We start from the raw sequence: 21,446 nt of genomic DNA on the forward strand, positions 1-21,446 counted from the left end.
AGATAATCAGCATTGTGTTTAAAAAAGACAATAACTCATGTAAAGTGTATAAAAATGACGCTTAGCTAAGGGCCTAGAAGCCCTTAAGTTCTAACGGGAGGTTCGTATGAGTAACTTGTCTTATGTGTTGGGCAAGGTTGGTTTTGCCACCATTCCCAACAAAACACTGAAAGATGCTATAGACGCTATTCAGGAGAAGCTGAGAAGGCAGTATCCTGTTATTGGTGCTATGACAACTATTGAATACAACCAAATTGAATTTAGTGGAGCTGGCTCACCTCAAACAGTCACTATATCTCATCCTGTTCTTGTTATGACAGATGCAGATCGTGTTTTTGGTTTTAGGTTGACACCAGACTCCTTATTTGTACATACGACATCATATGTTACGTATAAAGATTATATTACTAAGTTTACTGAAATAATTGACTCCATTACTTCTGTAATAGAGCTCACTCATGTTAACTTTATCGGCATGAGATATATCAATAAATATCAATGGGACAACCAAGCTGGTTTTAGTAATTTTGTTAAACGTGGCGAATTTCTTCAGCCTGAGCTTCTTGGTTTGCTACGAGCTGGTGGCAACATGACATCTGCTTTTTTGTCAGAGAATAAAAGACTTGTTGTCAATAGTGGAGTGACGATCGACTCTGTAAAATATCCTCACGATGTTTTCGAATTGGTTAGAGACTTCATGATTGAAAATGAGGTGAAATCAGGTCCATGGGCACATCTTGATTTTGACAGTTTTGAACCATTTGAGAAAATGATCCCTTATAATATTAATACTATAATAAACTGCTTCAGTTTACTGCATGACAACATAAAACGAGCATACTTAGACATTACTGTAAATTAACACCGGAGATAATATGGCATACGTCAACTACTCAACAGCACCAAGAGGAAGACATATTCCTTACGAGGAGAGTGGTATGCATAATGGTGGATTTTGTAAAACTGAGTCATTCGATATCGGTAAAGATATTTTTACCGGTTCAAATAGCATGGATATTACAAGAAGAGTGCGGCAGCAACAAACTTCTTCATACACTCACATTATCCAGAAAAGTATTTTTATAATTACTTTGGCGGTAGGTTCATCTGTTATACCAGTGACCTCATCTGCGCCAAAACTAGATTATGGCTATGGACAGAATGCTATAAAAAAGAGCATAGGAAATAAAACCTACGCAGCCGTTCAGCCATCTGAAAAAAAGGATGCATTGGACGACAATATAATTAAAAAATCTTTTTCATTAAAAGATTCTTTTGGTTTTTCAAAAATAGCTCAATGGGCTTCTGTTCTTAATGTTGAAAGAAAGACTATATATGATTGGCAGAAAAATCCAAAAAAGAATGTACATGAGAGAATCGCCAAGAGAATTGAAGCCTTAGATGTTCTTCACGAAGACATGCTAGAACCACATCGTAAATATCTGGCCCTATTCAGTTTTGGGAAATATTCTGATCCAATACTTAAAAATGCCTTAATTGAAGAGCCAATGGATAAAGAAAAACTTTTAGAAAGTTATGATCGTCTATTTGTTAAATTTGATGGACTAGCCGTAAGAAAAAGCTTGGAAATAGGTTAAGTTCTCAAAGGGGGGAGTGATGTCTGTTACACATGAATGTTTAACTTCCGAATCTCATAACAGAGAGGGGTGGATTAAATCTGGATGGAGCAGGGGGGTTTTTATTAGCCTGAATGATAACGCCCATCTTAAGGATATTATCCCCGCTGAGATTTTATCTTATGTAGAGAAAAAGGAATCTATTTACCTTGTTCCAGTAACTTACGACTGCGCACTTGTTGACGAGGATTTCTCTCGTGAACCATGGGCTCAAATTATCCTTCTATGGAAGGCAGATAATGAAAATGGAAATTTTAAATTCGGCAAAAACCCAAGAGTTATTCAAATACCAGTCAACATCGGTAGCAACATTGAGCATTATGAGGCTCAAGCTATTGGAATTTGCCATGTCAAACGGGACACTCTACTACGTTCGAACATAGATAAAACTCGAACGCTCTCCCCAAAATTTTTAAAAATTGTCTTAGGTTGGTGCGCGGCACGTATTACTCGTTCTGTTTTCCCTGACTCATGGAACAATAGACTAAGTAAATCAAAGAAAATTTTTGAGAAAATATGGAATGATGACACGTTCAACAGTTTAATTAGTGGTGTTTATATTAATGCAATACCATTTAATGAACAGGCTGATGATAAATTTTATGACGCCAATGTTATACTTTGTTTTGATACCGAACAGCAGGAAGTAAATCTGCGAAAGTACAAAGATAAGTTTGAGCAACAACATATAGAGATGATAAGTGGTGCATTTAAAACCACCTTGAATATAAACTTGAAATCTGTCAAAATTCTTGCCGACACGGAATTTACAAAGAGCATGGAACGAGATTTCCATCTACTAGATTTAGAGTACTTTAGTTCTAAAGAATAATTGTTAACGAAAACTCAGATTAAAATTTTCATTATTGGTATCCCGACAACGCTTGGTCAATGTTGATGGCTAGACTATCGTGCATGCAGTCAAGAAATATTCCAATCCCTTCTGGCCGATCTGCCACTTACATTAGGTAAACATGCTTGAGTGGGTTGCTCTAAATATCAACAGATGGCCGAGTTAATCCACGACCACCTATATAATACGCGACAACGTCAGCCTATCACTTAACCAACTTGCTCTCCATCACCCCTTGCTTGCCCTCCTCTTCACAGACCTGACTCGGCTTGGAACGTGCCATCAGCAGACCCATCTTGACCTCCTGCCAAACTCAACAGTTTTTGCCCGCCTCGGCACTGAGGGTCTAGGTGGTATCGTACTCCGGCTTGTGATAGCTGCGGCAGCCCCGCACCCTCTGTTTTGGTTGTAAGAAAGACAAATAAAGGTTCGCATGGAGCCTTGCTGGCACGCAACCGCTCAGGTTGATGCTGATGTGACGGGATTCAATATTTCGACAATTAACGGACATGGCGTACCGCTTTGACGCTGAAACCAGCCAAGGCATACTGCCCCGTCACCAGATGGGAGTCATTGATGTCTAAGTGGATGCCGACACTGCGCCGGATGGGGAGCTGGCTTTTGCGAAAAACGGCGCTGGCGTTGCTGACCAGCCTGCTGTTTCTGATTTCGTTTACCCTGTTCCAATACGCTTCCTGGTGGCCTGCACTGGCCGAGGATACGTCTCTCGAATGGAGCGGTTTCTCCCAAGGGCGGACCTTTGCCGAGCTGGTCCCTGCCATGCTGGAGTTTAGCGCTGTGCTCGCCTCTGCTTTCTTGCCCCTGTTTTTGCTGACGCCCCGCCCGCTGTTGCTGCCGCTCTTTGCCGGGCTCTGGTTGTGGCAGACCTATGACATCGCCTTTATGACGGCAACCGCGTCGACCTGGCTGCCCCACGAGATCATCTGGACCTTTATCCTGCCCCACACCCACTGGCTGCTGCTCACACTGCTGGCGCCATTGCTGCTGATCCGCCAGCTTGGCAGGCGGCTATTTGCTGATACATCGGCAACACAGGCAGGGGGCGTCATCCTGGACGACGGACAGTAGCCAGAGGGGGCGATTGATGACGCGATCGTCCGATTACGCTTCGCTAATCGAACCTACACGCTGCATACAGGTATCGTGGCCGAGAGGCACAAACTCCAGGTTCCCGCCTGTCGGGCTCACCGCAACTGAAACGCCTTGACGAGAAATTCGATAAAGAGCCGTACGTTGCGGGACTGCTCCTTGTGGAAGGGGTAGACGGCGAAGAGGGCGTGGGGGTCGGGTTGCCAGTCGGGGAGCAGTTTGACCAGGGTGCCGTCCGACAGGTCGTTCGACACGAATTCATCCGGTACCAGGATCACCCCGAGCCCCTGCACCGCCGCCTGTTTCAGGGCGATGCCGTTGTTGGCGCAGAAGCGGGCGGGGGGCAGCTCCACCGCCACGCTCTCCGCGTCCCGGGTGAAGAACCACTTGTTGGGGGAGGAGGAGAGGCTGTAGCGCAGGCAGTTGTGGCCCTTGAGATCCGCCGGGTGGGCGGGCTGGCCCGCCTCCTTCAGGTAGTCGGGGGCGGCGCAGAGCACCCGCTGCACCTCGCACAGGGGTTTGGCGCGCAGGGTGGAGTCCTCCAGGGTGCCTGCCCCCCGGATCACCACATCCAGCCCCTGATCCACCAGATCCATGTAGGCGTCGCTCAGGATCACCTCGATGCCGATTTCCGGATAGCGGCGCTGGAACGCGCAGACAAGGGGGTTGAGGCGGATCAGCCCGTAGGACATGGGCATGCCGATCCTCAGCCTGCCCCTGGGGGTGAAGGAGGCGGCCATGATGGACTGGTCGGCGGCCTCCAGGCTGTCCAGCACGGCGCATATCTGGCCGTAATAGGCCATGCCCGATTCGGTGACGCTAAGTCGCCTGGTGGTGCGGTTGATCAGCGCAATGCCGAGAAAGGCTTCCAGCTCGTTAATGTTCTTGCTGACCGCCGCCTGGGAGAGGCGCAGGTCGTCCGCCGCCGCCCTGAAGGTGCCCATTTCCACCACCCGGCGAAAGACGTTCAGCGCCGTGATCTTGTTCATCCTGCCCCCGTTAATTCACTACTGGTAAATGATGGCGCCATCATTGCGCACTTTTATCACAATAGTGCGGATCCCCGGGGTGTCCACCCCCCATCCCCCGCCAGACAGAGAGTTGCCCGCGGTAGAGCGGCCCGGATCATGGCCCTCCGGGGCGTGGCGGGCCCGGCAGAGACGCAGACGAAAGAGAGGCGATGAGCCCCGGACACCCCGGCCCGTGACGACAGGCATAGCAGGCATAAAAGCAGGCGGCAGGGCCCGGGCCCCGCCGCCAGATGGCACGCACCGGCTTACTGCACCTTGCCGGGGGCGGGGGGCAGGGTAATGCCGACATCGGCCCAGGGGTTGGTGCCGAGCAGCTGCGCGTGGGGCACGTCCGCCTGGTAGCGCATGGTGAACGCTTTGGGTCCGTGGGCGAAGGCCACCAGCAGCCCCTGTTTTGCGTCCATCAACCCGGCGTGCATGCCGAGCCCGTGATAGCTGATCCGCACGGCCTTGTCCTCCAGGCCCACCCTGTCTATCTGGAAGCGGGCGATGCTGCCGTCTTTGAGGGTAAAGCCCCAGCGGAAGGGGCCGCCGCTGACCACCGTCATCACCTCGTCGATGTCGGTGCCGTCCTCGGCGGAGTTGACGTGCATGCGGCCATATTTGCCGAGCACGGCGCTGCGGGTGCGCTCGTCCAGCGCCATCAGGTCATAGACCTTGGGGTAGGGGCCGACGCCTGTCTCCTCGGTGGCGACGCCGCCCCCTTGCACCGCGGGCGCGCGCCCTGCGAGCCTGGCCTGCTCCAGCAGCTCCCCCTGACTCAGGTTGAAGGCCGAGATCAGGGCGCCGTGCTCCGCTTTGGTCAACGCGCGGCGGTGGGAGGCTTCAAGCAGCGGCCTGGCGGCCTCGGGGATGTCGACGGTGACCACGTTGACGCCGATGGGGTTGAGCGCGTTGTTGACCGCCTCGACTCCGGTCACGGCGGGGCGGCCATCGCTGAACTGCACCGAGACGATGTCACCGGCGAAGGTGTTGAAAGAGAAGGCCGAGGCGAGGGTGCCGGCCAGCAACGGGATAGGGGTGAGTTTCATACAAGACTCCTCGTTAAGGTTCGAGAAGCAGTCTAGGGCGGCGATGTGTTCACTGAAATGACACTCGGATGATATGAAAATTCACTGACAGTAATGAATCGTGGGGATCAGGGTCGTCGGCCCGCCCTGGGGGAGAGCACCCTCTGCCAGGGGGGGTGAGCCCGGTTGACGCAACGGGGTCCTGCTTGTGGTATGACTCTGGACGTTACTCATCAGAACCTGTCGGAGGACGAGACAATGCTGGCGTTGATCACCATGGCGCACCACACCTGCTACCCCAATCCCATCGCCTTTCGGGCCGGAGAGCGGGTGCGCATCGGCCACGAGGACGACGAGTTTCCGGGCTGGGTGCGCACCTTTACCGCAGACGGCAACGAGGGGTGGGCGCCCCTGTCCCTGCTGACCCCGATCAGCGCCGAGGAGGCGCAGGCGCGCCAGGACTATACCGCCCGGGAGCTGGATGTGGCGGTGGGGGAGCGGGTTCGAGTGGATCGGGAGCTGGCAGGCTGGCTCTGGGTTCACAACGAAGCGGGGCAATCAGGCTGGATCCCGGCCAGCTGCATCGCCTCGCCCTCATAAGGTGGCAGCGGCTCGGAGAAGGAGTAGAGCGGAGAGAGAAACCCGGCCAGCGACGGGGCGTGCGGCCGGGTGAATTGTAAAGAGTAGGGTGACGGAAAACGGGATCAGCCTAGTCTAATCAACTCGATGGGGGCGTAGCGCTCCTGGCTGTTCGTCAGCAGCACGCACTTCTCATGCTCGGCCTGATAGGGGGTCAGGTTGTCGGTGTGCGCCTCCTTGAGGGTGTCGACTGCGCCAGTGGCGGCAATCATCACCCGTTGGCCCAGGGTCAGCACATTGCGGTTTCGATCGTAGATCTTCATGGCATTCTCCTTGTGGGATGGGTGCCCCGGCCCGTGCCGGGGCAACGGGCTCCAGACTACGCCCCTCGAAAAACGAGATGCCTGTCACAGATCAAAAAAAGGGGAAAGAGGGACTCGGTGCGGCGACGGGGCGCGGCGCTCTGGTCTCGCTGCCCGCCGGTGATCGCCACCGCCTGTCGCAGGGCAGGGAGGACGCCCTCGCTTTTCATCCCCTCGGGCTCGAACTGCAAGGGGGATGCGCTATAGTGGAGCCGCTCGTTTTACTGCCTTCAACCAACCGAGAGTGCATTATGAATCGTGATATCGCAGCCCAGTTCATCAAGATGCTGACCAACCTGGACCAGTGTCTGGCCAAGGCCGAGGCCCACGCCGAGGCGAAGAAATTCAACGTGGACAACTTCTTCAATGAGCGCCTCATCGTCGACATGCTGCCCCTGAGCAAGCAGGTGCTGATCTGCTGTGACAGCGCCCGCGCCGTGGTGGCCACCGCCAGCCTGAGCGAGCCGCCGGTGCTGGGGGATGATCCCAAGACCATGGCGGATCTGCGCGCCCACGTGGCCAAGACTATCGCCTACCTGCAAGGCAAGCTGGAGGCGGATTTCAGCCAGTACGCGAGCGGCCACTACTACCCCTACTGGGCCGGTGGCAAGGGGATGGACGGCCATAGCTGCGTCCACGAGTACGGCATCCCGAACTTCTACTTCCACCTCACCATGACCTATGCCCTGCTGCGCCAGGCCGGGGTGGATCTGGGCAAGCGGGATTACCTGGGTGGTCTGAACCTGCAATAAACCGCGCTTCAGCGACGACAAAGCCTGCCCCCTGGCAGGCTTTGTCGTTTTCGGCCCGGCTCAGCGCCCCAGGTTGTCGGCCAGTTGTTTGGCGCGACTTGCGGCCCACTGATCGATCATCTTCTCCATCTCCTCGGCGGTGATGGGGGAATCCTTGTGGGTGGTGTCCGGGCTCTCGCGAGCGTCCATCACCCGCACCAGCAGCTTGCCGCTCTGGGCGTCGAGCAACTGGGCCATGCTGCCCACCTTGAGCAGATAGGGCTCCTTGCCTATTACCTCGCGGGTGACGTTGATGGCGATCTTTGCGGGCAGCAGATCCCGCAGCTTGGGGTCGGGCCGGGTCAGGTCGAAGTTGGTGATGGCCGCCTGCACCCGCATCACGCCGGGACCGGGTTCGGTAGCCATCTTGACGCCGTGGCTCATCAGCTCCCGCTGGAAGGTGGCGTGGTAGTAGCGGCCGATCTCGTTCTGCTCGTTGGCGGTCAGCAGATACCACTGGCCGTTCTCCTGGCGGATGAATTGCAAGGGGTCGAGCAGTACCGCGTGGTACTGGCGCAGATCCACGCCGGGCTCCTTGTAGATGCGCTGGTTGGGGTTGCTTTCACTCTGCTGGAAGGCCGTCAGCGGAATCGCCTGCAGGCTGTGGGTGACCTGGTTCTTCACGGCGCACCCGCCCAGCAGGGCGGCAGCCATGGTCATCATCAAGACTCGTTTCATGGGGGCTCCTGGCGGTGGATGGTCGCTGCAAGAACGCAGCCCGCCCTGCCCACAGAGATACCTGATCAGGCCCCTCTCTCACAAGGGGTATCTGTGCGGGGGCCACCGGGGGTGCCCCCGTGTCGGGTCACTCGGCGGGGATCTCGGGCTCCACCAGGGTGGCGAGCTGCATCAGGGACTCCTGCCAGCCGAGGTAGCACATCTCCACCGGGATGACCGCCGGAATACCCGCCTGTTCGATGGCGAGATCGGTGCCGCACAGCACCTGGGTGAGGGTGATGGTGACCTGCATCTCCCCCGGCAGGTTGGGGTCGTCGAAGCGGTCGGTGTAGCGGATGCGCTTGCCCGGCTCCAGCACGAGATACTCGCCGCCGAAGGCGTGGGTGTGGCCGCTGGCGAAGTGGGTGAACGACATCCTGAACTGGCCGCCGACCCTGGCATCCAGCGCCGCCACCTTGCAGGTGAAGCCATGGGGGGGCAGCCATTTGGCCAGGGCGTCCGGCTCGATAAAGGCCTGGTATACCCGCTGTGGCGGGGCCTTGAGTACGCGATGCAGAGTGACTGTTCCTGTGCTCATCTTGGGTTCCTTCTCGGTTGTATCCGAGCAAGGATAGTCGCTCGGGGGAAGGACAACCGAGGGTCAGGAGTGGTGGCGCTCCCATTGAAGGGCTAGGTTGTCATCAGGCGGCGCGCGTCCTGGTCGCCATGAGCGGCCGCATTTGCCGCTGGCGGCTCCTCCTCTGTCAGGCACGTCTGCACGCACTCCATAAACACCCGCATGGCGGGGCTGACAAACTTGCTGGCGTGGTGGGCGCACAGGGCCGTGATGACGAGGGGCGTGGGGGAGAAGGGCAGCTCCTGCAGCTCCCCCGAACTCAGCTCCCGCTCGACGGCGAAGCGGGGCAGGAAGGAGACGCCGAGGTTGCTGGCCACGCAGCGCTTGATGCTCTCTATGCTCCACAGCTCTATGGTGCCGTCCAGAGTGATGGCTCGCTGGCGTAATGTGCTCTCGAAAATCTGACGGAAGATGCACTGGGGTTCGTTGATGATGAAGCTGACCGGCAGGTGCTGATCCGGGCGGGTGAAGTCGATATCACCGCTGAGGGCGGGGGAAGCTACCAGCACCAGGGGTTGCTCGCCAAAGCTCTCCATCAGCAGGGCGGCATCGTTGCCGACCCGATAGAAGATACCGAGATCGGCCTCGTCCGCCAGCAGCGCATCGCGAATGACGTAGCAGTTCAGGGACCGGAGCGACAGTCGGACCCCGGGAGCCAGCCGCTTGAAGCGCTCGAGCACCGCCGGCATCTTGTAGGCCAGCAGAGTTTCGCCGATGGCGACCCTGAGCTCGCCGCTCGGCTCGGCGTCCTGCTGCGCCGCCTGGCGCAGACCCGACATCACCCGGATCATCTCGTGCACATGCGGCATGATGTTCTGTCCGGCCTTGGTCAGGCACATGCGACGCCCTATTTTTTCGAACAGTTGTAGCGAAAGTTCCTGCTCCAACTGCTGGATATGGAAGGTTACCGTCGACTGGGTGCAGCAGAGCTTGCGGGATGCCTTCACGAAGGAGCCCTCCTCGATCACCGTCTTGAGGGTAATGAGACGTCGCAAATCCATGGGGACTCCAATTCATCGAAATGGTTGAATTTAGAATGCTAAAACATTCGATTTTTTGATGCCAATGGCCGCGTTAAGGTATCACTCCCATTTGGAGAAACACCATGACCACGACCCTTGTCAGCGCATTTTTGACTTACACCCTGATCACGGCCATGACGCCGGGACCGAACAACATACTGGCTCTGAGCGCCGCCAATCAGCATGGTCTGCGCCGCAGTAGCCGGGTGCTGGCGGGCATGAGTGCGGGCTTCCTGCTGATCATGCTGCTGTGTGCCCTGTTCACCTTCACCCTCATCAGCCTCTCCCCCGCGCTGGTTGGCTGGCTCAGCTGGGCCGGGGCGGCTTATGTGCTCTGGCTGGCCTGGCGCATTGCGGCCAGCGGCTCCAACCTGTCGAGCACAGATGGAGCCTTGCCCGGCTTCTGGACCAGCTTCTGGCTGCAGTTCGTGAACGTGAAGATCATCCTATACGGCATCACGGCGCTCTCCACCTTCGTGTTGCCCCACACCACAGAATTCGTCTGGGTGCTGGGCGTCAGCCTGCTGCTGGCGCTGATCGGCACGCTGGGGAACCTCTGCTGGGCCCTGGCGGGTCATCTGCTGCAGCCCCTGTTCCAGCGCCACGGCCGCATTCTGAACCTGACGCTGGCGGGCTTGTTGGTTTACTGTGCGCTTCGGATGCTGATCTGACGGAACGCAGGCCGGGGGCGTCGCCTCCTTTCGCCTGCAGAGAGGATTTTTCGTTTTCTCTTCAAGGAGTTGATCAAGATAGAGGTTATTGTCACCGTTCGCTCATATAATCGCCGCCATGCAAGCGACTCGGAAGGATTCGATGACACAGCTGATGGCGGCCCTGCTGGGGCTGTTTTACGCCAGCCTGATCTGGGCGGCGCCCGTCCCCTTCGTGACGGCCCCCGGCCCCCATGCCACGCAGGGGAGGCTGGAGCCCCTGCTCTCCTGGTTCTCGGGGGAGTTTTCCAGCCAGGAGCAGGCCACCTTCGATGCCCGCTTCACCAGTGCCGAGCTGCGGCTGGTGGAGATCTGGCCCGGGGAGGGCCCCTTTCGCTGGGTCTATGCGGAGCAGTTTCTGACCGAGCGGGCGCAGCGGCCGTTTCGCCAGCGCATCTACCGCTTCTCCTCCCTGCCCGATGGCCGCATCCTGATGGCTGAACTGACCATGCCGAGGGCCACGGATTTTGCCGGCGCCTGGCGTCGGCCCGAGCTGCTTGACTCCCTCACCCCCCAGCAACTCTCCCTGCGCGCAGGGTGCGAGATCTGGCTGACCCGCCAGCCGGGCGGGGAGTACAAGGGACAGACCCGGGTCGGGCATTGCGCCACCGATTTTGGCGGTGCCACCACCCTGGTGCAGTACCTCTGGATCGGCCCGGACAGCGTCCGGTTGCTGGACAGGGCCTATGACAACGGCGCCCATCAGCGCTGGGGCAGCCCGGGGGAGGGTTACGTCTACCTGCGCAAGGGGATGCGGCGCGGGGAGTAGTCGCGCCGTCCGTCAAGGCCCCTCCCTGCTTGCCGCCAACAAGGACGTGCCGGTCAGGCCGCCGGCCAGTGCCCTTGCAGATCCACCAGGATGGAGAGGCTGACCGCGCCAAACAGCAGGCCCGTCATCAGGTTGAGCGGGCGCTGGATGCGGCCGAGCAGGTGCTGGGCGCGGGGGGTGGAGAGGCTCCAGGCCAGGGCGCTGAACCAGACGAGGGAGAGCAGGAACAGCTCCAGGATCAGCAATCCCCGGGTCAGGCCATCCACCTGGGGTGTCACCATGGCGGCCAGCAGCCCCATGAAGAACAGCATCGCCTTGGGGTTGAGCAGATTGGTGGCCAGCCCGCTCTTCACCCCCTTGCGCCAGCCCGGCCGCTCGCCTCCGGCGCGCAGCGCCAGATCCCCGCTTCCCTGCCAGGCCGCTTTCAGCGCCCCCCAGCCCAGCCAGCCCAGATAGAGGGCACCCACCAGTTTCACGGTGAGAAAGAGCCAGGGCTGGCTTGCGATCAGCAGGCTGATGCCGGTGAGACTGAGGGTGGCGTGGAGCAGGATGGCAAGGGCGATGCCAAGGGCCGCTCCGAGGGCGGTGGGCCTGTGCAGGCTGGTGCGCAGGATGAGTGCGAAATCCGGGCCCGGGCTCGCCAGGGCGACGAGGTGGACGAGACCCAGGGTCAGAAACAGGCTGGTGAACATAAAAGACCTCCGACAGCGGTATGGAGGTGACAGCATGGGGCAGGACGGGGGACGGGAGATTGTAAAAGATTGCAGCAGCGGTGATTCAGGCGGGCAGCATCTGCTGGCGATACTCCGCCGGGGTGAGCCCGAAGGCCTGACGGAAACCGTGGTGGAAGTGGCTCTGATCGAAGAAGCCCACCGCCAGTGCCACCTCGCTCACCGGCAGACCGCTGCCGAGCAGGCGCTTGCCCTGTTCGAGGCGTAGCCGCTTGAGCCAGGCATAGGGGGTCATGCCGGTCTTCTTCTTGAACTGACGGAGGAAGGCGAAGCGATCCAGCCCGAACAGGGCGGCCAGGTCCTCCAGGGTGTGGCGCTCGTCCAGCCGGGCCAGCAGATGGTCGCGCAGGAACCTGAGCTGGGGATCCGCCAGGGCGTGGCGCTCGGGGGCGAGCCGGAACAGTTCGCCCAGCAGGGCCAGCAACTGGCTCTCCGCCAGCAGGCCGTCGGGGGCTGGGCCGTCCAGGTGCATGTGCAGTCGGGCAAAGCCCTGATAGAGGTCGGGGCGGCTCTGCAATCCCTGGTGGAAAAAGGGCTCGGGGTGCTCCGGCAGCCAGCGGGCCAGCTGCTCGGGGGCGATGGAGAAGACCCGCACTTCGTACCCTTCCGGCAGCAGGCTTAGGCCGTCGTGCATCTCGTCCGGGTTGACGGTGGAGAGTTCGCCGCGCACCAGGTTGTGGCTGTTCCCCTTGTGGATGAACTTCTGGCCGCCCCGCTGCACCAGACCGATGTGGTAGTCCAGATGCACGTGGCGGCCATAGCTGAACTCCCTGTGGTGGGAGTGGGAGAGTTCAACCCCCGGCAGCAGCCGGGATTGCCAGTAGTGGATGCGGGATTGGGGTGCGTTCATCCCCTATTGATACCCCGAAAGCGGCCCCGTGGCTTGTAGATTATTGCGCTGGCGCCTCAGCCGACCTCCTGGCGCCGCTTGCCGCTGCGCAGGCCATCCAGGCTGAACAGCACCAGGGCGCTCCAGATGCAGCCAAAGGTGATCATCTTGTCCAGCGCCAGCGCCTCGCCATACAGGGTCACCGCCAGGATGAACATCAGGCTGGGGCCTATGTACTGGAAGAAGCCCAGGGTGGAGAGCTTGAGCCGGGTGGCCGCCGCGGTGAAGCAGAGCAGGGGGGCCGTGGTGACGGCGCCCGCGGCGATGAGCAGCAGGTTCAGGTGCCAGTCATTCTGGGTGAGGTGGCTGGTGGGGCTGTCGGCGATGCCCCACAGATAGAAGGCGGCTGGCGGCAGCATGATCAGGGTCTCGATGAGCAGGCCGGTGAGGGCGTCCAGGGCCAGTTTCTTGCGAATGAGGCCGTAGATGGCGAAGCTCGAGGCCAGCACCAGGGCTATCCAGGGCAGGGAACCGAAGGCGATGAGCTGGACGGCGACACCGACAAAGGCGAGCCCTACCGCCCACCACTGCAGGCGGCGCAGCTTCTCGCTCAGAAACACCATGCCGAGCAGCACGTTGAACAGAGGGTTGATGTAGTAGCCCAGGCTCGCATCCAGCATGTGGCCGTTGTTGATGGCCCAGATGAACAGCAGCCAGTTGCCGCCGACGGTGACGGAGGTGAAGGCCAGGGTGAGCAGCACCTTGGGCTGGCGCAGCACCGCCTGCACCTTGTGCCACTGGCGTCCGAGCAGCACCAGCACCATCAGCAGGGCGCAGGACCAGATCATGCGGTGGGTCAGGATCTCGGCGGCCGGCACGGCGGAGAGGGACTTGAAGTAGATGGGTGCCAGGCCCCAAAGGGTGTAGGCGCCGAGGGCATAGAGGACGCCCTGGCGCTGGATCTGTTGTTGCATGCGGATAACCTTCACTGGAGTGCGGATGTCGGGAAACATCGCAAAAAGTCAGTGTAGCGATCCTTTTGCAGGGAAAGAAGACAATAAATGGGTCTGACGGGATTTTAACAGCAGGAGCGACTTCAGCGACCGCCCCCGCGGCGGATCTTCTCCACGTCCATCAGCAGCCACAGCATGAGGGCGATGGCGGAGATCCAGGGGCCCCAGGTGACATAGGCTTCCCCCTGACCCAGCACGAAGAACAACAGCGGCAGTCCCACCACCAGAAACAGTACACTTCCCAGAAAAAACAGCATTTTTATCTTTAAATTTAATGGCTTGCTATTTGACGATTATATCGATTGAGCGAGGGGATAAAAGAGTAAAAATGAGAAAGGGGGATTTCTCCCCCCTGTTTTGTTGATAAGCGTCATTTATGACGTTATTCGAGCTGGATCCAGGTGCTTTTCAGCTCGGTGTACTTCTCCAGGGCGTGCAGGGACTTGTCGCGCCCGTTGCCGGACTGCTTGAAGCCGCCAAACGGCATGGTCATGTCGCCGCCATCCCAGTTGTTGACGAAGACGGTGCCGGCGCGCAGGGCGCGGGAGCCCTTCACCGCCTGGTTGAGATCCGCCGTCCAGATGGCGGCCGCCAGGCCGTAGTCGGTGTCGTTGCCAAGGGCGATGGCCTCTTCCAGGGTGTCGAAGCCGGTCACCGCCAGCACGGGGCCGAAGATCTCCTCGCGGAAGATGCGCATCGTCGGGGTCACGTCGTCAAAGATGGTGGGTTCGATGTAGTAGCCGCCCTCCTCGGGCTGGGTGCGCTTGCCCCCCAGCAGCAGCTTGGCGCCCTCCTGCTGGCCGATGGCGATGTAGTTGAGCACCTGCTCCATCTGGATGTGGTCCACCATGGCGCCGATGCGGGTGGTGGGGTCGAGCGGGTTGGCCGAGATCCATTCGCGGGCGTGGGCCAGCAGCCGCTCCATGAACTGGGGCTTGATGCTGTTTTGCACCAGCAGGCGGGAGGCGGCGGTGCACACTTCCCCCTGGTTGTAGAAGATGGCGCCGACGGCGCTTCTGGCGGCGGCATCCAGATCCGGTGCATCCGCCAGCACGATGTTGGGGCTCTTGCCGCCGCACTCCATAAAGGCGCGCTTGAGGTTGGACTTGCCGGAGCACTGCACCAGATGCTTGCCGATTTTGGTGGAGCCGGTGAAGGTGATGCAGTCGACGTCCATGTGCATGGCCAGCGCCTCGCCCACGGTGTGACCAAAGCCCGGCAGCACGTTGAAGACACCGTCGGGGATGCCCGCCTCTTTCGCCAGACCCGCGATGCGCAGGGCGGTGAGGGGGGATTTCTCGGAGGGTTTGAGGATCACCGAGTTGCCGGTGGCGAGCGCCGGGCCCAGCTTCCAGCAGGCCATCACCAGGGGGAAGTTCCAGGGCACGATGGCAGCCACGACACCGAGGGGCTCCCGGGTCACCAGGGCCAGGGCGGACTCTTCCACCGGGGCGACCTGATCGTAGATCTTGTCTATCGCCTCGGCGTTCCAGGCGATGCAGTTCGCGGCGGCGGGGGCGTCATACCCCATGGCGTCGCCGATGGGCTTGCCCATATCCAGCGACTCCAGCAGTGCCAGCTCCACCAGGTTCAGGCGCATCAGCTCGGCGAAGCGCTGCATGATGAGCTTGCGCTGCTTGGGAGAGAGGCCGCACCAGCGCTTGTCGTCGAAGGCGGCACGGGCCGCCTTGACCGCCAGCTCGGCATCGGCGGCGTCGCAGGAGGCGACCCTGGTCAGCAGTTGGCCGTTGGCCGGGTTGATGCAATCGAAGGTGGCGCCGTTGACGGCATCCCGGTAGGTGCCGTCGATAAAGGCTTGCGAGGGCAGGGTCAGATGGGCGGCCTTGTGTTGCCACTGGGCCAGGGTCAGGTCACTCATGTTCACTCCTTGAACCGGCAGAAAGTCAGTCTCCGCGTATCAATATGCTAAACATCCTGCCGCTTGTAAATCCATCTTGTAACAATTCATTAAACACTGTTCCCGAACAACCCGGGCCAACGGCGGGTCACACCGGGCGCCCTGGCCTGTGGTGTCGGGGGTCGCGCGGCGGGGCGGGAGCCCGTGTCGCGGGCCTGATCCCCGGGCCGGGCAGGGGGGGATCCCGGCGGGCTGTTCCGGGAGAAGGCCCGTCAGAAGCTGGCGGGCGTGTTGGCCGAGATCAGCACGCACTCCTGATCCCCCACGTTGCGAAAACGGTGGGGAGTGCGGCTGTCGAAGTAGTAGCCATCCCCCGGTGCCAGCAGGTGAACCTGCTCGCCCACGGTGACTTCCACCTGACCCCGGATGACGATGCCGCACTCTTCCCCTTCGTGACTCAGCATGTCGTCACCGGTGTCGGCGCCCGGGGGCAGTATCTCCTGCATCATGCCGATGGCGCGGTTGGCGCGGCTGTGACCCACCAGACGGTAGCTGATGGGGTGGGTGCCGAGATCCGGCATGTCGTCCGCACGGAAGATCACCTCGGAATCCATCTCCGTCTCGTCGGTGAAGAAGCTGGCCAATGACATGGGGATGCCTTCCAGCACCTTGCGCAGGGAGGCCACCGAGGGGCTCACCTGATTTTTCTCGATCTGGGAGATAAAGCCGTTGGTCACACCGGAGCGTTTTGCCAGCTCGCGCTGGGAGAGGGCCGCCTTGGTGCGAACCGCCTTGAGGCGGTGACCGATATCCATCGATAGACACTCCTTGACTGTTTACTATTATTAAAATTGTGTTAAATATCTTATACCACCCCTGAGGGGTGACACCAAGCCGGGCGATAAAAGCCCTTTTTTATGGATTCAGGTGTTTAATTTAATAGGCATGAGCCGGGTGTTACTAAACGCCTTAAGGATGAGGTGACCATGAAACCTGTCAGCGACATCAATACCCCCGACATGTCCGCATTCTGGATGCCGTTCACCGCCAACCAGCAGTTCAAGGCGGCGCCGCGCATCCTGAAGTCGGCAGAGGGGATGTATTATCACTCAGAGGATGGCCGCAAGATACTGGATGGCACTGCCGGACTCTGGTGTTGCAACGCAGGCCATGGTCGGCGTGAGATCGCCGAGGCGGTCTCCCAGCAGATCTCCCACCTCGATTTTGCCCCCACCTTCCAGATGGGCCACCCCCTGCCGTTCGAGCTGGCCAACCGGCTGGTGGAGATCGCCCCCAAGGGATTCGGTCACGTCTTCTATACCAACTCCGGATCGGAGTCCGTGGACACCGCGCTCAAGATTGCGCTGGCCTGGCAGCGGGCTCGCGGCCAGGGGACCCGTACCCGGCTCATCGGCCGCGAGCGCGGCTACCACGGGGTGGGTTTTGGCGGCATCTCGGTGGGGGGCATTCCCGGCAACCGCAAGTGGTTCGGCTCCCTGCTGACCGGGGTGGATCATCTGCCCCACACCCTCAATATAGGGAAAAATGCGTTCACCAAGGGATTGCCAGCAGAAGACCTCACCCTGGCCGATGAACTGGAGAAGATTGTCTTCCTGCACGACGCCAGCAACATCGCGGCGGTCATCGTCGAGCCCATCGCCGGCAGCACCGGGGTCATCATGCCCCCCAAGGGCTATCTCAAGCGGCTGCGGGAGATCTGTACCAAACACGGCATCCTGCTGATTTTTGACGAGGTGATCACCGGTTTCGGCCGCCTCGGCTCCCCCTTCGCCGCCCAGGAGTTCGACGTCATCCCCGACATGATCACCTGCGCCAAGGGGCTCACCAACGGCGCCATCCCCATGGGGGCCGTGCTGGTGCAAAACCATATCTATGACGACATGATGGCGGCGGGCAAGGGGGCCATCGAGCTGTTCCACGGCTACACCTACTCGGGCCACCCGGTGGCGGCGGCGGCGGGTCTGGCGACCCTCGAGATCTATCGCAACGAAAATCTGCTGACCCGGGCGGCCGAGCTGGCGGGCTACTGGGAGGAGGCGGCCCATTCCCTCAAGGGCTGCAAGCACGTGAAAGACGTGCGCAACTACGGCCTGGTGGCGGGCATTGAGCTCGAACCCATGCCCGATGCGCCGGGCAAGCGGGCCTACGAGGTGTTCGTGCGCTGTTTCGAGAAGGGGGCGCTGATCCGGGTGACCGGCGACATCATCGCCCTTTCGCCGCCCCTCATCATCGAGCGCAGCCAGATCGACGATCTCTTCACCCTGCTGCAGGACGCCCTGCAGGCCCAGGACTGACCCCCACATCACACAGGATGGCGCTCGTCCCGGGCGTCATCCCCCTGTGCTGCCCCGGCGCGGCGAGGGGAGGACGGATGACCCATCACGGAGGATTTATGAGTTACAGGATCGACAACTTCATCGACGGCGAGACGACCGAGAGTCGCAGCGAGCGTTTCGGTGCCATCTTCAATCCGGCCACCGGCCAGCAGCAGGGCTCCGTCGTTCTCAGCACGGCCGATGAGTGTGCCGAGGCGATTGCCTGCGCCGAGCGCGCCTTTGGGGAGTGGTCCCAGACCCCGCCGCTGGTGCGGGCCCGGGTGCTGTTTCGCTTCAAGGAGCTGATGGAGCAGCACAGGGATGAGCTGGCCCAGCTCATCAGCCGCGAGCACGGCAAGGTCTTCTCCGACGCCCAGGGGGAGCTGACCCGGGGGCTGGAGGTGGTGGAGTTTGCCTGCGGCATTCCCCATCTGCTCAAGGGGGAGCACTCCCTCAACGTGGGCCGCGGGGTGGACAGCCACTCCATGATGCAGCCGGTGGGGGTATGCGCCGGCATCACCCCGTTCAACTTCCCGGCCATGGTGCCGCTCTGGATGTTCCCGGTGGCCCTGGCCTGCGGCAACACCTTCATCCTCAAGCCCTCGGAGAAGGATCCGTCCCTCTCTCTGCGCATGGCCGAACTGCTCAAGCAGGCGGGCCTGCCGGACGGGGTGCTCAATGTGGTCAACGGCGACAAGGAGGTGGTGGACGTGCTGCTGACCGACCCGCGGGTCGGTGCCGTGTCGTTTGTCGGCTCCACCCCCATCGCCCAGTACATCTATGCCACCGCCTCGGCCCACGGCAAGCGGGTGCAGGCCCTGGGCGGCGCCAAGAACCACATGGTGGTCATGCCGGATGCCAATCTGGATCAGGCGGTTTCCGCCCTGATGGGGGCCGCCTATGGCGCAGCGGGCGAGCGTTGCATGGCGATCTCGGTGGCCGTGGTGGTGGGTGACGAGACCGCCGATGCCCTGGTGGCGAAGCTCTCTCCCCTGGTGGCTGCCCTGCGGGTCGGCCCCGGCCTCGGCCAGAGCCCGGAGAACGAGATGGGGCCCCTCATCAGCCGGGAACACCTGGCCAAGGTGCGCGGCTACGTGGATCAGGGGGTGGCCGAGGGGGCCGAGCTGGTGGTGGATGGCCGGGGCCTGAGCCATGGCGAGGGCTACTTCATCGGGGGCAGCCTGTTCGATCGGGTCGGCCCCGAGATGCGCATCTACCGGGAGGAGATCTTCGGTCCCGTACTCGCCATCGTGCGGGCCCCGGACTACGAGACGGCCCTGCGCCTCATCAACGAACACGAGTACGGCAACGGCACCGCCATCTTCACCGGTGACGGAGATACGGCAAGGGACTTCACCACGCGGGTTCAGGTCGGTATGGTAGGGGTGAACGTTCCCATTCCGGTGCCCATGGCGTTTCACAGCTTCGGTGGCTGGAAACGGTCCATCTTCGGGCCGCTCAACATGCACGGGCCGGATGGGGTGCGCTTCTACACCCGGATGAAGACGGTGACCGCCCGCTGGCCCCAGAGCCTGCGCGCCGGCGCCGAGTTTTCCATGCCGACCATGAAGTGAGCCACCGGCTCGCTGCCATGGCTTTAATCTCTTGCCCCCGCAGGCCGCCGGTCTGCGGGGGCGCTTCTGTCAAGGAGTAACAGATGCGACTGGGTATTCTCGATTGTGACCGGCTGGACCCCGATTTGGTGGGGGATTTTGGTCCCGTTTACTCCGAGATGTTTATCAAGGGTTTCCGGGCGTTGGCCCCCGAGCTGGAATTTCGGGTCTGGTCCGCCCTCGACGGCGATCTGCCCCCGGATCTGACCGAATGCGATGCCTGGCTCATCACCGGCTCGCGTCACGATGCCTACAGCGACATCCCCTGGATCCTGGCGCTGCGCGACTGGATCCGCCGGGCCCACGATGCCAACGTCAAGCTGGCCGGGGTCTGCTTCGGCCATCAGGTGATCGCCCAGGCGCTGGGAGGGGAGGTGATGAAGTCCACCAAGGGGTGGGGGCTGGGGGTGTCGGTCCATGCCATGCAGACGACAAAACCCTGGATGGCGCCGGGGCTGGACACCATCCGCATCCTGGCAAGCCACCAGGATCAGGTGGAGCAGCTTCCGCCGGGGGCGACCCTGCTCGCGGGCAACGACTTCTGCCCCAACTTCATGTTCCTGCAGGGGGATCACATCGTCGCCATCCAGGGGCACCCGGAATTCTCGGTGGCGTACAACCGGGCCCTGATCGAGCGGCGACGGGACAGGCTGCCCGATGCGCATTACCAGAGCAGTCTCTCTTCCCTGGAAGGGGAGGTGGATTCCGCCACCATGATGCAGTGGCTGCTGCAGTTCCTCGGCATCCTGCCGATCGGGGCCGACGCGCGCTGAACCCCGTTTGTCATATCCACCGCGCTGATGCTAGATTTTGTAGCAAAATGAAGGATCAAGCGGCGATATGCCCAGTCCGGATGATACACTGGCCGCCATTTTTGGCGGCCTAGTCCATCGACGAGCGCCGCGTCAGTCTGTGAGGGGGCAACCTTGAAACTACAGCAGTTGAAGTATCTGATCGCGGTGCGGGACCACAATCTCAACGTCTCCGTTGCCTCCGATGCGCTCTATACCAGCCAGCCTGGGGTGAGCAAGCAGATCGGCTTGCTGGAGAGCGAGCTGGGGGTGCGCATCTTCGAGCGCCGCGGCAAGCACCTGCACCGGATTACCCCGGTGGGGGAGGAGATCATCAAGTGTGCCGAGGCCATGCTCAATATCGAGAGCAAGATCAAGGCCATCTCCCGGGAGTACCTGGATCCGACCGTGGGCACCCTCAACATCCACACCACCCACACCATCGCCCGCTACCTGCTGCCGAAAAGCGTCACCTACTTCACCAAAAAGTACCCCAAGATCTCATTCCACCTGCATCCTGTGATGTCCGCCACCAAGGAACAGATCAGCAAGGGATACTCGGATTTTTCCATCGTGGCCCACGAGATAGGCTTCGACAAGGAGCTGATCGCGCTGCCCGCCTACCTCTGGACCCTCTCCCTGGTGGTGCCCCAGGAGCACCCCCTGGCCAAGGTGAAGAAGCCGACCCTGGAGCAGCTCTGCCAGTATCCCATCCTGAGCTACGAGAGCGGCGCCACCGGGCGTCAGGTGCAGGACAAGGTGTTCCAGGCTGCCGGCCTCACCCCCAACTACTACATGACGGTGATGGATGCCGGCGTCATCAAGCGCTACGTGGAACTGGGCTTTGGTATCGGCATCATCTCCTCCCTGGTTGCCAACGATAGCGATGCCCCCGGCCTCGTGGCCATCAATCTGGAGCACCTGTTCGAGCCTTGCCCGGCCCAGATCTGCTTCAGCAAGAGCATCCTCTTGCAGAACTACATGTATGACTTCATCAGCTCCTTCTCCCCCCATCTCACCAAGGAGATGATCCAGAACGTGATGCAGCAGCCGACCCAGGCGCGCATCGACGAGCTGTTGTCAGGGGTGGAGCTGCCCGTCTACTGA

The 21,446-nt window shown here is 60.2% G+C and carries 24 protein-coding genes; 12 read left to right on the forward strand and 12 right to left on the reverse strand.

The features are described 5' to 3' along the window. Positions 1-106: 106 nt before the first annotated feature. The 4 genes from AB5Y64_RS13470 (at position 107) to AB5Y64_RS13485 (ending at position 3,579) form a co-directional block, all read left to right on the forward strand. Entirely contained in the window at positions 107-862 is a 756-nt protein-coding gene (locus AB5Y64_RS13470; protein ID WP_080769945.1) for a TIGR04255 family protein, read from the forward strand. 13 nt (positions 863-875) lie between these two features. Next, positions 876-1,598: a hypothetical protein gene (locus tag AB5Y64_RS13475; RefSeq protein ID WP_152610175.1), complete on the forward strand. Its 723-nt coding sequence runs from the start codon at positions 876-878 to the stop codon at positions 1,596-1,598. Between the two features lie 19 nt (positions 1,599-1,617). Then, positions 1,618-2,469 carry a hypothetical protein gene (locus tag AB5Y64_RS13480; RefSeq protein WP_152610174.1) on the forward strand — a complete coding sequence of 284 codons (852 nt, stop codon included), beginning with the start codon at positions 1,618-1,620 and terminating at the stop codon, positions 2,467-2,469. A gap of 597 nt (positions 2,470-3,066) precedes the next feature. Beyond that, the gene (locus tag AB5Y64_RS13485) at positions 3,067-3,579 is read left to right on the forward strand and encodes a hypothetical protein (RefSeq protein ID WP_080769944.1); all 513 of its coding nucleotides are present in this window, start codon (positions 3,067-3,069) and stop codon (positions 3,577-3,579) included. Between the two features lie 116 nt (positions 3,580-3,695). Here the strand turns inward: AB5Y64_RS13485 and AB5Y64_RS13490 are convergent, their stop codons facing one another. Continuing rightward, complete coding sequence (locus tag AB5Y64_RS13490; RefSeq protein ID WP_039039537.1) at positions 3,696-4,589, reverse strand: LysR family transcriptional regulator; 894 nt, start codon at positions 4,587-4,589, stop codon at positions 3,696-3,698. 287 nt (positions 4,590-4,876) lie between these two features. Next, positions 4,877-5,662 (reverse strand): hypothetical protein, encoded by a 786-nt coding sequence (locus AB5Y64_RS13495; RefSeq protein ID WP_039039536.1) that lies wholly within the window; start codon positions 5,660-5,662, stop codon positions 4,877-4,879. A gap of 237 nt (positions 5,663-5,899) precedes the next feature. Here AB5Y64_RS13495 and AB5Y64_RS13500 point away from each other — a divergent pair, with 237 nt between their 5' ends. Next, positions 5,900-6,241, forward strand: coding sequence for an SH3 domain-containing protein (locus AB5Y64_RS13500; protein WP_039039535.1), 342 nt, complete (start codon positions 5,900-5,902; stop codon positions 6,239-6,241). 104 nt (positions 6,242-6,345) lie between these two features. Here AB5Y64_RS13500 and ydfZ read toward each other — a convergent pair whose 3' ends face one another. Next, positions 6,346-6,543, reverse strand: coding sequence for a putative selenium delivery protein YdfZ (ydfZ, locus tag AB5Y64_RS13505; protein ID WP_039039534.1), 198 nt, complete (start codon positions 6,541-6,543; stop codon positions 6,346-6,348). A 290-nt stretch (positions 6,544-6,833) separates the two neighbouring features. Here ydfZ and AB5Y64_RS13510 point away from each other — a divergent pair, with 290 nt between their 5' ends. Further along, positions 6,834-7,334, forward strand: coding sequence for a DUF1993 domain-containing protein (locus AB5Y64_RS13510; RefSeq protein ID WP_039039533.1), 501 nt, complete (start codon positions 6,834-6,836; stop codon positions 7,332-7,334). A 60-nt stretch (positions 7,335-7,394) separates the two neighbouring features. Here AB5Y64_RS13510 and AB5Y64_RS13515 read toward each other — a convergent pair whose 3' ends face one another. The 3 genes from AB5Y64_RS13515 to AB5Y64_RS13525 form a co-directional block, all read right to left on the reverse strand. Beyond that, positions 7,395-8,051, reverse strand: coding sequence for a DUF3313 domain-containing protein (locus tag AB5Y64_RS13515; RefSeq protein WP_039039532.1), 657 nt, complete (start codon positions 8,049-8,051; stop codon positions 7,395-7,397). Between the two features lie 127 nt (positions 8,052-8,178). Beyond that, on the reverse strand, positions 8,179-8,628 hold the full coding sequence (locus AB5Y64_RS13520) for an SRPBCC family protein (protein WP_039039531.1): 450 nt from the start codon (positions 8,626-8,628) through the stop codon (positions 8,179-8,181). Between the two features lie 92 nt (positions 8,629-8,720). After that, entirely contained in the window at positions 8,721-9,668 is a 948-nt protein-coding gene (locus AB5Y64_RS13525; protein ID WP_080769943.1) for a LysR family transcriptional regulator, read from the reverse strand. Positions 9,669-9,772: 104 nt separating this feature from the next. Here AB5Y64_RS13525 and eamB point away from each other — a divergent pair, with 104 nt between their 5' ends. Beyond that, entirely contained in the window at positions 9,773-10,360 is a 588-nt protein-coding gene (gene eamB, locus AB5Y64_RS13530; protein ID WP_039039530.1) for a cysteine/O-acetylserine transporter, read from the forward strand. Between the two features lie 142 nt (positions 10,361-10,502). Further along, on the forward strand, positions 10,503-11,168 hold the full coding sequence (locus tag AB5Y64_RS13535; RefSeq protein WP_039039529.1) for a chromophore lyase CpcT/CpeT: 666 nt from the start codon (positions 10,503-10,505) through the stop codon (positions 11,166-11,168). 53 nt (positions 11,169-11,221) lie between these two features. On the opposite strand, the gene AB5Y64_RS13540 is transcribed toward AB5Y64_RS13535, so the two are convergent. The 6 genes from AB5Y64_RS13540 to AB5Y64_RS13565 form a co-directional block, all read right to left on the reverse strand. Beyond that, positions 11,222-11,860: a LysE family translocator gene (locus AB5Y64_RS13540; RefSeq protein WP_039039528.1), complete on the reverse strand. Its 639-nt coding sequence runs from the start codon at positions 11,858-11,860 to the stop codon at positions 11,222-11,224. 85 nt (positions 11,861-11,945) lie between these two features. Continuing rightward, positions 11,946-12,749: an AraC family transcriptional regulator gene (locus tag AB5Y64_RS13545; protein ID WP_010672489.1), complete on the reverse strand. Its 804-nt coding sequence runs from the start codon at positions 12,747-12,749 to the stop codon at positions 11,946-11,948. 56 nt (positions 12,750-12,805) lie between these two features. Further along, the gene (gene rarD, locus AB5Y64_RS13550; protein ID WP_039039527.1) at positions 12,806-13,702 is read right to left on the reverse strand and encodes an EamA family transporter RarD; all 897 of its coding nucleotides are present in this window, start codon (positions 13,700-13,702) and stop codon (positions 12,806-12,808) included. Positions 13,703-13,824: 122 nt separating this feature from the next. Continuing rightward, the gene (locus AB5Y64_RS13555; RefSeq protein WP_010672491.1) at positions 13,825-13,998 is read right to left on the reverse strand and encodes a hypothetical protein; all 174 of its coding nucleotides are present in this window, start codon (positions 13,996-13,998) and stop codon (positions 13,825-13,827) included. A 125-nt stretch (positions 13,999-14,123) separates the two neighbouring features. Continuing rightward, positions 14,124-15,620, reverse strand: a complete 1,497-nt coding sequence (locus AB5Y64_RS13560) for an aldehyde dehydrogenase (RefSeq protein ID WP_039039526.1) — start codon at positions 15,618-15,620, stop codon at positions 14,124-14,126. 251 nt (positions 15,621-15,871) lie between these two features. Continuing rightward, complete coding sequence (locus AB5Y64_RS13565; RefSeq protein ID WP_010672493.1) at positions 15,872-16,414, reverse strand: cupin domain-containing protein; 543 nt, start codon at positions 16,412-16,414, stop codon at positions 15,872-15,874. Between the two features lie 171 nt (positions 16,415-16,585). On the opposite strand from AB5Y64_RS13565, the gene AB5Y64_RS13570 reads away from it, so the two are divergent. The 4 genes from AB5Y64_RS13570 (at position 16,586) to AB5Y64_RS13585 (ending at position 21,446) form a co-directional block, all read left to right on the forward strand. Continuing rightward, complete coding sequence (locus tag AB5Y64_RS13570) at positions 16,586-17,914, forward strand: aspartate aminotransferase family protein (protein ID WP_039039525.1); 1,329 nt, start codon at positions 16,586-16,588, stop codon at positions 17,912-17,914. A gap of 98 nt (positions 17,915-18,012) precedes the next feature. Further along, positions 18,013-19,509, forward strand: a complete 1,497-nt coding sequence (locus tag AB5Y64_RS13575; protein WP_039039524.1) for a CoA-acylating methylmalonate-semialdehyde dehydrogenase — start codon at positions 18,013-18,015, stop codon at positions 19,507-19,509. Between the two features lie 83 nt (positions 19,510-19,592). After that, the gene (locus AB5Y64_RS13580) at positions 19,593-20,321 is read left to right on the forward strand and encodes a glutamine amidotransferase (protein WP_010672496.1); all 729 of its coding nucleotides are present in this window, start codon (positions 19,593-19,595) and stop codon (positions 20,319-20,321) included. A gap of 153 nt (positions 20,322-20,474) precedes the next feature. Next, entirely contained in the window at positions 20,475-21,446 is a 972-nt protein-coding gene (locus AB5Y64_RS13585; protein ID WP_029313477.1) for a LysR substrate-binding domain-containing protein, read from the forward strand.

The organism is Aeromonas sp. R5-1, assembly GCF_040908265.1.
GTDB lineage: Bacteria > Pseudomonadota > Gammaproteobacteria > Enterobacterales > Aeromonadaceae > Aeromonas > Aeromonas caviae.

Bases quoted from the DNA above. Each gene is read 5' to 3' on its own strand.
- AB5Y64_RS13470 (WP_080769945.1), top strand. From the start codon at position 107: ATGAGTAACTTGTCTTATGTGTTGGGCAAGGTTGGTTTTGCCACCATT.
- AB5Y64_RS13475 (WP_152610175.1), top strand. From the start codon at position 876: ATGGCATACGTCAACTACTCAACAGCACCAAGAGGAAGACATATTCCT.
- AB5Y64_RS13480 (WP_152610174.1), top strand. From the start codon at position 1,618: ATGTCTGTTACACATGAATGTTTAACTTCCGAATCTCATAACAGAGAG.
- AB5Y64_RS13485 (WP_080769944.1), top strand. From the start codon at position 3,067: ATGTCTAAGTGGATGCCGACACTGCGCCGGATGGGGAGCTGGCTTTTG.
- AB5Y64_RS13490 (WP_039039537.1), bottom strand. From the start codon at position 4,589: ATGAACAAGATCACGGCGCTGAACGTCTTTCGCCGGGTGGTGGAAATG.
- AB5Y64_RS13495 (WP_039039536.1), bottom strand. From the start codon at position 5,662: ATGAAACTCACCCCTATCCCGTTGCTGGCCGGCACCCTCGCCTCGGCC.
- AB5Y64_RS13500 (WP_039039535.1), top strand. From the start codon at position 5,900: ATGCTGGCGTTGATCACCATGGCGCACCACACCTGCTACCCCAATCCC.
- ydfZ (WP_039039534.1), bottom strand. From the start codon at position 6,543: ATGAAGATCTACGATCGAAACCGCAATGTGCTGACCCTGGGCCAACGG.
- AB5Y64_RS13510 (WP_039039533.1), top strand. From the start codon at position 6,834: ATGAATCGTGATATCGCAGCCCAGTTCATCAAGATGCTGACCAACCTG.
- AB5Y64_RS13515 (WP_039039532.1), bottom strand. From the start codon at position 8,051: ATGAAACGAGTCTTGATGATGACCATGGCTGCCGCCCTGCTGGGCGGG.
- AB5Y64_RS13520 (WP_039039531.1), bottom strand. From the start codon at position 8,628: ATGAGCACAGGAACAGTCACTCTGCATCGCGTACTCAAGGCCCCGCCA.
- AB5Y64_RS13525 (WP_080769943.1), bottom strand. From the start codon at position 9,668: ATGGATTTGCGACGTCTCATTACCCTCAAGACGGTGATCGAGGAGGGC.
- eamB (WP_039039530.1), top strand. From the start codon at position 9,773: ATGACCACGACCCTTGTCAGCGCATTTTTGACTTACACCCTGATCACG.
- AB5Y64_RS13535 (WP_039039529.1), top strand. From the start codon at position 10,503: ATGACACAGCTGATGGCGGCCCTGCTGGGGCTGTTTTACGCCAGCCTG.
- AB5Y64_RS13540 (WP_039039528.1), bottom strand. From the start codon at position 11,860: ATGTTCACCAGCCTGTTTCTGACCCTGGGTCTCGTCCACCTCGTCGCC.
- AB5Y64_RS13545 (WP_010672489.1), bottom strand. From the start codon at position 12,749: ATGAACGCACCCCAATCCCGCATCCACTACTGGCAATCCCGGCTGCTG.
- rarD (WP_039039527.1), bottom strand. From the start codon at position 13,702: ATGCAACAACAGATCCAGCGCCAGGGCGTCCTCTATGCCCTCGGCGCC.
- AB5Y64_RS13555 (WP_010672491.1), bottom strand. From the start codon at position 13,998: ATGCTGTTTTTTCTGGGAAGTGTACTGTTTCTGGTGGTGGGACTGCCG.
- AB5Y64_RS13560 (WP_039039526.1), bottom strand. From the start codon at position 15,620: ATGAGTGACCTGACCCTGGCCCAGTGGCAACACAAGGCCGCCCATCTG.
- AB5Y64_RS13565 (WP_010672493.1), bottom strand. From the start codon at position 16,414: ATGGATATCGGTCACCGCCTCAAGGCGGTTCGCACCAAGGCGGCCCTC.
- AB5Y64_RS13570 (WP_039039525.1), top strand. From the start codon at position 16,586: ATGAAACCTGTCAGCGACATCAATACCCCCGACATGTCCGCATTCTGG.
- AB5Y64_RS13575 (WP_039039524.1), top strand. From the start codon at position 18,013: ATGAGTTACAGGATCGACAACTTCATCGACGGCGAGACGACCGAGAGT.
- AB5Y64_RS13580 (WP_010672496.1), top strand. From the start codon at position 19,593: ATGCGACTGGGTATTCTCGATTGTGACCGGCTGGACCCCGATTTGGTG.